This window comes from Anaerocolumna jejuensis DSM 15929 (genome assembly GCF_900142215.1).
Classification (GTDB): Bacteria; Bacillota; Clostridia; order Lachnospirales; family Lachnospiraceae; genus Anaerocolumna; species Anaerocolumna jejuensis.
This window is the reverse complement of sequence record NZ_FRAC01000009.1, coordinates 148591-160932: the sequence shown is the minus strand read 5'-3', so window position 1 is coordinate 160932 and position 12342 is coordinate 148591. Positions and strand designations below refer to the sequence as shown.

Sequence of the window (12342 nt, the reverse complement as noted above, 5' to 3'; positions counted from 1 at the left end):
AGTGGAAGAAATGAGAAAAGCAGCAATAGTATATTATTCATATACCAATAACACGAAAAAAATAGCGGAAATGATTCAGCATAAGATGGGTGGAGATTTATTCGAGATAAAGACAGTTACACCATATACAGGAAGCTATAATGAGGTGGTAGAGCAGGGACAGAAAGAAATAAATGAGGGATTTAAGCCGCCGATTCAGCCAATGAATATACAGTTGGAGCAATATGATACCATCATTTTGGGTACGCCGGTATGGTGGTATACCCTGACACCGGCAGTTCGGACGTTTTTGTCGGGTACAGATTTAACAGGTAAGAGAATTATTCCGTTCGCCACGAATGCCGGATGGCTTGGACATACTTTTCAGGACATACGGAAATTATGCCCTGACTCAGAGGTTGTAAAGGAGAGGAACATTGAATTTTCAGAAGACACATTAAAAACATCTGGAAAGGATATAGAGAACTGGATAGAAGGTATGCTGAAATGAAGTATAAACTGCAGGTTAAACGTATGGAGCTGAAACACAAAATAGAATATATATAAGTAACATGGTACTCATGCCGCAGCCGCAAAAGGTGCTGTGGAATCCTGGCTAAAAGAAAATATGTGATATCATCCTTATCGCAGAATATAAGGCTGGAAAATCCACCAAAGGATTTCCAGCCTTAATTGCCTTCCGGCTGAGAAAGGGAAAGCCATTTGCGGAACCTTCTTTGCCGGCAATACTGAACGACTCTTTTATACAATTTCGAATGCCCATACTTTCAACCCCCTTTCACTTTTAAGGAAGCCTTTTGGGAGGGGATAATTCCGTTTCAGCTCTCGAAAGTACCTGCTCAATAGTACCGTAGAAGGCGATGGAAATATAGCGGATAAATTTTTCCCGGTCCCGGTCCTCTTTATTACGAAGCCATTCAATCAGAAGAGAGGCAAGAGATTCCGTATAAATGGTTATGAGAAATTCCTTAAAATCTTCCGGAATATTTTTTCCTTCTGATAGCTGTGTTATGATATTTTCAACAAATGAAAAAAAATCTTTTTGGAAAAACCGTTTTAGTTCATCTCTGCCAAGGGCATCAAAGGCGCAATTGCAGATTACCTTGTTTTCTTCCACATAATTTAAAGTAAACCGGATGGCATCCACGTAATCCACTATCAAATCATATTGCTTTACAACTTCTATTGCTTCTTCTTCAAAAATCCATTTGACCAGGGCATAGATATCCTGAAAATGATAATAGAAAGTTTTACGGTTAACACCGCAGTCTTCAATAATTTCCCGCACTGAGATTTTGCTGAGAGGTTTCTTCTCCATGATTTTTTTTAGGGAAGATGCCAGTGCCCTTTTGGTCATTAAGGTAGTTGTTTCGTGCTTCAAGATAGTTCTCCTTTCCTGGTATTATTATACAGCTGTCCGGATAATTTGACAATGTTAAGCTGCTTTTATTCCACAATTAAGTGGAATTTGTCCGGTTTTTATACAAAACAAGGGTAATTGACCATTTCTAAGGCTTTTACCCCCAGCTATAATGTGAAAAGGAGGCAGGCGCTAAAAACTATTACAGCAAAGGGAGGCAAATAATAATGGCATTTGTAGAATTCGACAATGTACGTAAAGTTTATCAAAGCGGCGAAGTTAAAGTTGAGGCGGTAAAAGGTGTTAACTTTATCATAAAGGAAGGGGAGCTGGTTATTATAGTGGGCCCTTCCGGAGCGGGAAAAACCACAGTTCTGAACATGCTTGGCGGCATGGATAGCTGTACTTCAGGAGATATATTCTTAGACGGAGCAAAAATAAGTAAATATAACCGAAACCAGTTGATCAAGTACCGCAGGGAGGAAATCGGATTTGTATTCCAATTCTATAATCTGGTTCAGAATCTGACAACTGTTGAGAATGTAGAATTAGCATCTCAGATATGCAAAAATCCGCTGGATGCCACTCAATGTCTTAAAGATGTGGGACTTGGAGAAAGGCTTCAGAACTTTCCGTCCCAGTTATCCGGCGGTGAACAGCAGCGTGTAGCAATAGCAAGGGCCCTTGCGAAAAATCCAAAGCTGATGCTTTGTGATGAGCCAACAGGAGCACTTGATTATGTGACAGGCAAGAATATTCTGAAATTATTACAGGATACCTGCAGAAATAACGGCAAGACAGTAGTAATAATCACCCATAACTCAGCATTTGAAGCATTAGGGGACCGGATAATCCGTGTCAGCAACGGTACGGTTTCAGAGATGCAGGTAAATCCAGATCCTATGCCCGCGGAAAGGATTGAGTGGTAATGAAAAGTGTATCATTTCAGAAAAGTGCAAGACGTGCTGTTAAAAGTACTGCCACACGTTTTATATCCATTGCCCTGATTTCTTTTCTGGGAGCAGGGATATTTGCAGGGCTTGCAGCCGTTTCCCCCAATATGAAGAGGGTTGGGGATGAGTATTATGACAAGCAGAATGTAATGGATATCCGGATGCTTTCTACCTATGGATTTACGGAAGAAGATATTTCGGCAATCAGAAACACAGAGGGTGTTTTGGGTGTTATGGCAAGCTATACGGTGGATGCTACGGGAACGGCCGGGGATAAGGATTATGCTTTTCGTTTAAACGGTTTATCCAATACGAAGGACCCGGAAGCGGAGGATTATATCAACCAGCTGAAACTAATTGACGGAAAATGGCCGAAAAACAGCAATGAAGCAATTATTGTCCGTCCCTCCATCGGATTGAAGAATATTACCATAGGCAGTACCATTTCACTTGACAGTGCTTCGAATAATTCTATCCCTGATACCCTGGGCAGAACCGATTATACTATTTCAGGAATTGCAGAGACTCCCTACTACCTGTCATTTATGCAGGGAAATACATCGGTAGGCAGCGGTTCTGTAGATTATGTCCTCTATGTCCCGGAGAGTAATTTTATCATAGACAGCTATACCGATCTCTATGTGACGATAGAGGGAGCTAAAGAGAAAAATGCCTTTGAACAGGAATATTTTCAGCAGATAGATGCCACAGCTGACAGGCTTAAAGTATTGGCAGGCCAGAGGGAGACCTTGCGGTATGAGAAGTTTCGGTCCGATTTGGCAGATGCCAGGAAGGAATATGCCAAGAAAGTAAAGGAGGTTAATGGAAAACTTGCCAATGCAGAAGAAAAGCTTACGGATGGCAGAAAAACTCTGGCAGATGCCAAGGAACAATATGCAGGCAGTTTAGCGGAATATAACACTCGGAAGGGGGAGGCAGATAAGAAGCTGACAGATGCCAGGATTAAGCTTGAGGGTGCTGCTGTACAAATCGCTGAAGGAGACAGGGGGCTTTCGGCAAAGCAGAAGGAATTATATTCAGCCGAGGCACAGTTAAAGACAGCGAGGGAAAAGCTTGACAATGGCTGGAGGGAGTACTATGCCAGAGAAACAGAGTTTACCGATAATAAATCCCTCCTGTCTCAAAATAAAAAGGCTCTTGATAGGGCACAGGCCCAATATGATGCAGGAGTAAAGGCAGCAGAAAGTTCAACAGGTATGACCCTGGAACAAATCGAAGCAGCACTGCCCTCTATGAAAAAGCAGCTGGAGATTTCGCAGTCCCAGTATGATTCTCTTTCGCAGCTTGCCGCCTTAAAAGCCGCAAGAGATGCTGGAGCGCCGGATTCCAAAGAATATGCAGAATGGAATGCGAAATATCAGCAAGCCCTAAGGGGAGCAGGCTTAACTGAACAGCAGGCCGCCCAGCAGATTGGGCAACTGGATTCCCTTAAGATGCAGCTCGATACCTCAAGGAAGCAGTATGAAAATCTTCTATCCTTAGTTTCCTCAAAGGACAACCTGGCAAAGAAATGGGAAGAGTATTATGGGGCTAATACGAAATTAAAGAAAGCAGGTACAGAACTGGCGGCTGCTAAGAAGAAACTGAGCAGTGAAGAAGCAGAATATTCGGCAAAGACAGCAGAACTTAAAAGGGCACGAGTACAGTTACAAAGTGCCGAAAGTAAGCTGACTGCAGCAAAGCAATCCTATCAGACAGGCCTTTTAGAATATAATAAGCAGAAATCTGAAGCAGATACCAAACTTGCCGATGGAAGGAAGGGACTTAGGGATGCCAGAAGCAAGATAGAGGATGGTGAAAAGAAAATTGCGGGCAGCCAGCAGGAGTATGATGACAAAAAGGCGGAAGCCGATGGTAAGCTGTCAGATGGAAAACAGGAAATAGAGGATGCTTCGAAAAAATTATCAGATTTAGGAGAACCTAAGTGGTATGTGCTGGACCGTGACATGAATGAATCCTTTGTCACTTATAATGATGATGCCGGCCGTATGCACGACCTGGCAACGGTATTCCCCGTTATATTTTTCCTTGTGGCAGCACTTGTCTGCCTGACAACTATGACAAGAATGGTTGATGAGGACAGAACACTTATCGGTACCTTTAAGGCTCTTGGCTATTCCAATGGTAAAATCGCAGGCAGATATTTAAAATACGCCGCTTCCGCCAGTATTGTCGGAAGTATTGCAGGGGTATTGTTGGGATTCTGGCTGCTGCCGACCATTATCTGGAATGCTTACAATATTGTATTTGCATTGCCGCAGTTAACTCCGGCTTTTTATACCGGTATAGCATTTATATCAATATTTGCAACGGTTTTCATTATTACGCTTTCCACCGGTATTGCAGCGAAAAAAATACTAGTTGAATCATCGGCTGAATTGATGCGTCCTAAGGCTCCAAAGAGCGGCAAGAGAGTATTGTTAGAATATGTAAAGCCTATATGGAACAATCTTTCCTTCACAAAGAAAGTAACCGTAAGAAATCTGGGATTGAACAAGAAGCGTCTGGTCATGACCCTTATCGGTATCATTGGTTGTACGGCTCTTGTAGTTACTGCCTTTGGTGCTAAAAATGCTGTTAGGACCCTGCTGGATAAACAGTTTGACGGAATATTCCACTATAATGTGACAGTGGGGTTCAATGAAAAAGCACCATCGGATGAGCTGTTTTCCTTGCTGGCAGATAAAACGTATTTTGAACAGTCAACCATAGTACTACGTAAATCTGCTGAAGCCGGTCTATCGGATGATGACAGAAATACCTCCAATGTTTATATTATTGCTGCGAAGGATGCTGAAAGCTTCACAAATTTTGTTACCCTTACCAATCCGGAATCAAAGAATGACATTGCTTTTCATCAGGATAGTGCTATTGTTACAGAAAAGCTGTCAATGAATCTGAATGTGGGTATTGGGGATACAATTAAGGTAAAATACCTGGATGATAATAAATACCACTCCGTTACCATAACGGGTATTACAAATAATTATGCCTTTAATTATGTCTATCTGGGAAGCCGGGCTTACGAAAAAGTATTCGGCGAGGCACCTGATTATAACCAGTTTTTTGCTGTGGCAAAGGATTCCCACAGTAAGGATGAAATAAAGGACTATTTAACCACTGCATCCGATACCGGTATTATCTCCTTTACGGATGACCTTATGGGAAATATCAGAACTTCCATCAACAGCGTAAACAATATTATATGGATACTTATTATTGCAGCCGGCCTCCTTGCGTTTGTAGTTTTATATAACCTGACTAACATTAATATAGGAGAACGGCAAAGAGAACTGGCAACGCTGAAGGTACTGGGCTTCTATGATAAAGAGACCTATAGTTATATTTTCCGTGAAACAGTTGTTTTATCAATTATTGGATGTCTGCTAGGCCTATTCGGTGGAATATTCCTATACCGGGCGGTAATATCAACAGTGGAACCGGATATGATATTGCTCACCAGGGAGCTTACCTGGCAGGGGTATATGGGAGCAGGTATTCTCACCTTGTTCTTTACCTGGGTTGTCAATCAATGTATGAAACCCCGTATTAAGAATATCGACATGTTAGAGTCTTTAAAATCCGTGGATTAAATCACAACAGTATGTTATCTTATTATGCTTGGAACTCCTTTTGCAGGGGTAAAAAAGTAGATTATTTTGATATATTTCCTATCCAATATACGGTATAATAGAATTACAAAACAGCGAATTATAATAACTTACCAAAGGAGCCAGAACAATGACATTCGTATACTTAATGAAAAACCAAAAGCCCCTCAATGAGGAAATAGTAAAGAGCCACGTTGAACATTTAAAAGAATTAAAGAGCCAGGGCAGGCTTGTACTTTGCGGGCCTTTTTCAGATTATCCCGGAGGAATGGTGGTTTTCCTGGCTGAGGATCTGGCTGAAGCCACAAAGATTGCAGAGGCCGACCCGTTTATTGCCTCCGGATGTAAAACTTTTGAAATCAGAACGCTGGAACAAGCCAATGAAGAAAATAATTATCTGCTGTAGTATAGTGCAACAAGGATATTGCAGCATGAGTGTTGTAACAGGGATATTGTAACAAGGGTGCAGCAAAAAGGATGTAGCAGCAGGGATGTAGCAGCATCCTTTTTGCTTTTTGCTTCAAAATTTTACAATTTGAAATTTCTGCTTGCGTTGGAGCTAACTCCAGGTGATATCATGAAAGAGTCAATGAAACAGAGTTGTATCATATCTGCTAAAATCGACTCATTATAAATGTATTGAAAGGAGTTAAAGAAATGAAGAAGTTAGGATTTGGCTGTATGAGGCTTCCCATGAAAGAGGGAAATGAAGGAATGGAAAGGGAAGTGGACTATGAACAGTTTAATCAGATGATTGACCGCTTTTTGGAAGAGGGGTTTAATTATTTCGATACTGCTCATGGATATGTGGAAGGAAAAAGCGAGCTTGCATTAAGAGAATGTCTCGTAAAGAGATATCCGAGAGAAGCGTATATTCTTACAGATAAGCTTACGACACATTTCTTTAAAAAAGAAGAGGAAATCAGGCCTTTATTTGAATTACAGCTTGAAAACGCAGGCGTCGAATATTTCGATTATTATCTGATGCATGCCATGAACCGTGATTTTTATCAGAAATATGTGAAATGCCATGCCTTTGAGATTGTCAGACAGCTTAAGGAAGAAGGAAAAATCAAACATATCGGATTATCTTTCCATGACAAGGCAGAAGTATTGGAAGAAATACTTAGAGAACAGCCGGACGTTGAAGTCGTTCAGATACAGTTCAATTATGCCGATTATGATGATCCGGGAATTGAAAGCTATAAATGCTATCAGATATGTGAGAAATACAATAAACCTGTTATTGTAATGGAACCGGTAAAAGGCGGAGTACTAGTGAATCTCCCGGAAGAAGCAAAAAAGCTCCTTTCGGATTATAACAGGGAAGCAAGTTATGCAAGCTATGCTATCCGCTATTGTGCTTCCTTTGAGAAGGTTTTTATGGTATTAAGCGGAATGAGTACGGCAGAGCAGATGGAAGATAATATCGGGTACATGAAAGAATTCAAGCCTTTTACAAAAGAGGAGTACAATATTGTGGACCATATCAGGGAAATGCTTAAGGGGCAGGATAATATTGCCTGTACAGCCTGTAAGTACTGTATTGACGAATGTCCAAAGAGTATACCAATACCGGACCTTTTTGCCTGCAATAATGCCAAGAAGCAATTCAAGGACTGGAATAGTGAATGGTATTATGGGGTCTATACAAATGGGAAGGGCAAGGCAGCCGACTGCATAAAATGCGGTAAATGTGAAACTGTATGTCCTCAGCATTTGACGATCAGGGACTATTTAGAGGAAGTCAGCGGAATATTTGACCGTAAATAAGCAGACTATATACTGGAATTGCCTGGAAGAAAGGAAGCCTTTTATGAAGGAAAATATTGATTTTAAAGCGGATACTATCTTTCCGGCCGGGGAGCCCTTGCCGGAGATGTTAAGTAAATATTTTATCGGCCAGGCATACTTAAATATGCTGACCACCACAGGGGTTGGAATTGGAAATGTAACCTTTGAGCCGGGTGCCCGGAATAACTGGCATATCCATCACAAAGGAGGACAAATTCTTTTAGTAACAGGTGGAAGGGGATATTACCAGGCATGGGGAGAAGCAGCCAGAGAGTTGAAAACGGGGGATGTCGTAAATATTCCCGCGGAGGTGAAGCATTGGCATGGCGCTGCTCCGGACAGCTGGTTTTCCCATCTGGCAATTGAAATACCGGCAGAGGGTGCTTCCAATGAGTGGCTGGAAGCAGTGACCGAGGAAACTTATAATAATAGTAAGAAATGAAGAGGTGAAAGAGAATGAACAGTTTTATTTATGATATTCCAACAAGAGTATATTTTGGAGAAAATCAGCTGGGACACTTAGGGAAAGAATTAGCGGGATATGGCAGGCGTGTCCTGTTGGTGTACGGCGGCGGTTCCATTAAAAAGACAGGATTGTACAATAAGGTTGTGACAGAAATTAAAAAGGCGGGACTGGAGCTGTTCGAGTGTTCCGGTATTGAGCCAAATCCCAGAGTTACCTCAGTAAACAGGGGCGCGGATATCTGTAAAAAGGAAAAGATAGATGTTTTGCTTGCAGTAGGCGGAGGCTCCACTATTGATGCAACAAAGTTTATCGGAGCGGCAGCTTTTTATGAGGGGGATGCCTGGGACATTATGACGGAGAAGGCACCGATAGTAAACTTTCTTCCGATTGTTACCGTATTGACCCTTTCTGCTACCGGCTCTGAGATGGATGCAGGGGGCGTTATCAGCAATATCGAAACAAAAGATAAGATTGGCTTGATGCATCCTGTCCTTTTACCGAAGGTATCCTTCCTTGATCCAACCAATACCTACACCGTAAATGAATACCAGACGGCCTGCGGTGCTGCTGATATGCTGAATCATATCCTGGAAGTATATTTTAATATGAATCAGGACCTCTATATGCTGGACTGTGTCATGGAAGGCCTTATGAAGACCATTATCAAATATGCGCCGGTTGCCATGAGTGATCCGGAAAATTATGAAGCACGTGCAAATCTGATGTGGGCTTCCTCCTGGGCAATCAACGGTTTTGTTGACGGCGGAAAGCAGCAGGCTTGGAGCTGCCATCCTATGGAACATGAGATTTCAGCATACTATGATATTACCCATGGACTGGGACTGGCAATTCTGACTCCTCGCTGGCTCACCTATACCTTGGATGAGACGACTGTATCAAAATTTTATCAGTTTGGAGTAAATGTATTTGACATTGATAAGAACCTGGAGCCGATGACGGTGGCAAAGAAGAGTGTAGAAATGATATCGGAATTCCTCTTTCATACCCTGAAACTACAGAGCACCCTTACCGAAATAGGGATTGATGATTCCAATTTCAGCATTATGGCTAAGAAAGCCTGCGAAGGAAACGTATTACCCGGCTTTAAACCATTAAATCAGCAGGATATTGAAAATATCTTCAGAATGTGTCTGTAATAAGAAATAAGAGCGGGTATTGCAGAAGTTGCTGGAATTGGCATTTCTTATTATGGGTATTGGATTTATAAAAATTATACTATCGAGCAATGATATGGCTGACCTGAAAATGGGTCAGCCATTTTTCATAAGCTTTTGGGAGTTTATATAACAAACGAAAATGGAAAACAAAGCTGGAATTGGATATTTAGTCCCTGCTTGCCATTCCTCCTGCTATCAAGCCTGCAATTGCTGAATCAAATTTACTGATTTAAATTATGATATAAAATTGCTGGTTCAAATTTACGGAATCGGAATTACTAAATCAAAATTACGGAATCAAAATTGTTGAATCAAAAATACTAAATCAAAATTGCTGAATCAAAAATACTAAATCAAAAATTACTGATGTAAATTATTTTTTGAAAGATTAATGATTGAAAATAATAGATTACTGCTTGAAAAATAATTATAAAGAATACATTTATATATCATTATTGAAATGAGGTGCATTAAAGTGTAATAAAGTTTATCAAAATGCAATAAATTGCAATGATATATTGACAACTGCAATCAAATCGGCTAGTATTATACTACTGTTATGCCTTGGAGGATAAATCATTATGAAGGAAAAATTTTATACAATTTATCAGGTAGCGGAATTGCTGGACATGCATCATAAAACAATCAGAAAATTTATAGCAGATGGTAAGCTGGGAGCGACAAAGGCAGGAAAGCAGTGGAGAATTTCTGATAAGGATTTGTCAGCGTTTATGGAGAACAGCAATGAAAAGGCCGAAGAAAAGGCATATGAAATGACAGAGGAAAGGCTGGAAGGAAATACTTCATCGGACTTTACGGCGAAAGGTTTGCCGCCAAAGAGTGAAAAGCCAAGAATCAGTGTGTCAACCGTCATCGACATAGATGAGATAGAGAAAAACCAGTATATGCGGATATCCAATACCCTTATAGCCGCAATGAACAGCAAGGATTCAACATTCCAGAATTCTACCCTTCATGTAAAATACTACGAGGAAGAAGGCAGATTGAAGATACTGCTTTGGGGACCGGTAAAATTCACAGAAGAAATGCTGGACATAATTACTATGCTGTCAGAGCCTGCCAGGGAAGGAGAGTCAGAGGAATGAAAACAGTAACCGCATTCAGAACACAGGAAGGAAAGAATGAAATTTTTAAGGCCTATGACGAATTTCTTCAAGGGTGGGATTTTCCATATGAGGAAATATCTATAGATACCCGTTATGGTAAAACCTATATCCTTGCAGGGGGAGATAAAAATAATCCGCCCCTTCTGCTTCTCCATGGTACCGGAATGAATTCAATTATGTGGCTAAAGGATATTAAGACGTATGCTCATAAATATCGGGTATATGCAGTAGACATAGTTGGGGAGCCGGGGAAAAGCGATGCCAGGCAGCTTCCCTTAAAAGGGAACTTTTATGCAGATTGGCTTTATGAGGTATTCAATAAACTGAGTATCGGGAAAGCCATAATTATCGGTATTTCACTGGGAGCATGGCTGGGAGTGAAATTTGCAATCAACTATCCGGATAAAACGGATAAGCTGGTACTTCTGTCACCCTCCGGGATAGGACCTCAAAGAAAGGCTTTTATTTTTACTGCGTTGTATTATGGAATATTCGGAGAAAAGGGAACGGAAAGGCTATATGCTAAAATTAACGGAAATAAGCCTTTACCGGCTTCCATTCTGCAATATCAAAAGCTTATAAGAAATAACTTTCATTACCGCCATGAAGCAATCCCTTTGTTTTCCAACAAAGAACTGGCAAAGCTTAGTATGCCAACGGTACTTCTTGCAGGCAGTAAGGATATCATGCTTCATTCCGAAAAAACAGCAGCACGGCTGAAAACATTGCTGCCCCAGGCGACAATCTGTTTACTGCCGGAAGAGGGGCATTCAATTGTTAATCCGGCTGAGAAAATAAAAGAATTTTTATAATTATAAGAAAGGCCATAACATATCCATTTGGCCTGTCTTTGGAAAGGAATAATTAGGATGAATGTTAAGACCATAGAAAGAAACGGTACTTTAATTGCATTTGTACAAAGTGATGAGGTCATAATATCAGATGCACAGTCTGCATTGGATTTTGTAATGAGCATAAACTATGAAACAGGCTGTAACCATATCGCCATTAATAAACAAACCATTACCGAAGATTTCTTTAAGCTGAGCAATTGTCTTGCCGGAGAGATACTTCAAAAATTCGTCAATTATAATGTGAAATTTGCTATCATCGGGGATTTTTCACATTATCAAAGTAAGCCGCTAAGAGATTTGATATATGAGAGCAATCATGGGAAAGATATTTATTTTGTCCCTACAGAAGAGGAAGCGTTCGACAAGCTGGCTTCTGTCTGATACTGTGTTTTTACGAAGATAAGTACCATTTAAACATTATTTATGTTTAAATGGTACTTTTTTTGAAATTAGAAGTTGGAATCGGGTGTGAGAATATCATGATTATTAAATACATGCTTGGATTAAAAATGACTCAGTTCCTTGTAATTCGCTTCCCTGCATTTCATACCCCAAGTATACATGGATGAAAGCTGAGATTAGCTTTTTATGCCTGAGCAGGATTTACAAAATGGCATATCCAAGAACCAAGAAATGCACCCATAAATCGAATAAACCACCCCTACTTTAGAAGAATGGCGGATGTTATACTCAAAACGAAATACTACCTTTATAAAGCGGATGAAGTATTGTGCCTGCTATCGGGTATTTTTGAAAGGAAGGCAGGCTTCAATATGGAACCGGAAATCACCAAGGATTCAAAAAAAGGAAGGCAGGCTGTTATAACAGCCGGATATTGTTAAAAAGGAGGATAGGGGAAGAGAAGGCAAAACTATTGCTGCCAGGGGAGCAGCCGAGAAAACCACAGATACCGATGGGGGAAGAAGTACAACTGCTTTTTGCAGGATGTACTTGCGTTTTGATGGTTAGGAGAAATGT

Annotated in this window: 12 protein-coding genes; 11 read left to right on the top strand and 1 reads right to left on the bottom strand. The window is 40.7% G+C overall.

Features of this window, described 5'->3' with window-relative positions; all coding sequences use genetic code 11:
- The first annotated feature begins 10 nt into the window (after nt 1–10).
- Nucleotides 11–490, top strand: a complete 480-nt coding sequence (locus BUB77_RS08625) for a flavodoxin (RefSeq protein ID WP_073274846.1) — start codon at nt 11–13, stop codon at nt 488–490.
- 294 nt (nt 491–784) lie between these two features.
- Here BUB77_RS08625 and BUB77_RS08620 read toward each other — a convergent pair whose 3' ends face one another.
- Nucleotides 785–1381 carry a TetR/AcrR family transcriptional regulator C-terminal domain-containing protein gene (locus tag BUB77_RS08620; RefSeq protein WP_073274845.1) on the bottom strand — a complete coding sequence of 199 codons (597 nt, stop codon included), beginning with the start codon at nt 1379–1381 and terminating at the stop codon, nt 785–787.
- Between the two features lie 203 nt (nt 1382–1584).
- Between BUB77_RS08620 and BUB77_RS08615 the strand changes: the two genes are divergently transcribed.
- The 10 genes from BUB77_RS08615 to BUB77_RS29845 all read left to right on the top strand — a co-directional run bounded on the left by BUB77_RS08615 (nt 1585) and on the right by BUB77_RS29845 (nt 12206).
- Complete coding sequence (locus tag BUB77_RS08615) at nt 1585–2289, top strand: ABC transporter ATP-binding protein (protein WP_278277712.1); 705 nt, start codon at nt 1585–1587, stop codon at nt 2287–2289.
- Nucleotides 2289–5927, top strand: coding sequence for an FtsX-like permease family protein (locus BUB77_RS08610; protein WP_073274843.1), 3639 nt, complete (start codon nt 2289–2291; stop codon nt 5925–5927). The genes BUB77_RS08615 and BUB77_RS08610 overlap by 1 nt, the downstream gene beginning before the upstream one ends.
- 148 nt (nt 5928–6075) lie before the next feature.
- Nucleotides 6076–6351, top strand: a complete 276-nt coding sequence (locus tag BUB77_RS08605; protein ID WP_073274842.1) for a YciI family protein — start codon at nt 6076–6078, stop codon at nt 6349–6351.
- A gap of 251 nt (nt 6352–6602) precedes the next feature.
- Nucleotides 6603–7718, top strand: coding sequence for an aldo/keto reductase (locus tag BUB77_RS08600; protein WP_073274841.1), 1116 nt, complete (start codon nt 6603–6605; stop codon nt 7716–7718).
- A 43-nt stretch (nt 7719–7761) separates the two neighbouring features.
- Nucleotides 7762–8181, top strand: a complete 420-nt coding sequence (locus tag BUB77_RS08595) for a cupin domain-containing protein (RefSeq protein ID WP_073275219.1) — start codon at nt 7762–7764, stop codon at nt 8179–8181.
- 14 nt (nt 8182–8195) lie between these two features.
- Nucleotides 8196–9362 (top strand): iron-containing alcohol dehydrogenase, encoded by a 1167-nt coding sequence (locus tag BUB77_RS08590; RefSeq protein ID WP_073274840.1) that lies wholly within the window; start codon nt 8196–8198, stop codon nt 9360–9362.
- 602 nt (nt 9363–9964) lie between these two features.
- Nucleotides 9965–10489, top strand: a complete 525-nt coding sequence (locus tag BUB77_RS08585; protein ID WP_073274838.1) for a helix-turn-helix domain-containing protein — start codon at nt 9965–9967, stop codon at nt 10487–10489.
- On the top strand, nt 10486–11322 hold the full coding sequence (locus BUB77_RS08580; protein WP_073274836.1) for an alpha/beta fold hydrolase: 837 nt from the start codon (nt 10486–10488) through the stop codon (nt 11320–11322). The genes BUB77_RS08585 and BUB77_RS08580 overlap by 4 nt, the downstream gene beginning before the upstream one ends.
- A 57-nt stretch (nt 11323–11379) precedes the next feature.
- The gene (locus tag BUB77_RS08575; RefSeq protein ID WP_073274834.1) at nt 11380–11745 is read left to right on the top strand and encodes a DUF4180 domain-containing protein; all 366 of its coding nucleotides are present in this window, start codon (nt 11380–11382) and stop codon (nt 11743–11745) included.
- Between the two features lie 293 nt (nt 11746–12038).
- On the top strand, nt 12039–12206 hold the full coding sequence (locus tag BUB77_RS29845) for a hypothetical protein (protein WP_170866617.1): 168 nt from the start codon (nt 12039–12041) through the stop codon (nt 12204–12206).
- Nucleotides 12207–12342 lie beyond the last annotated feature (136 nt).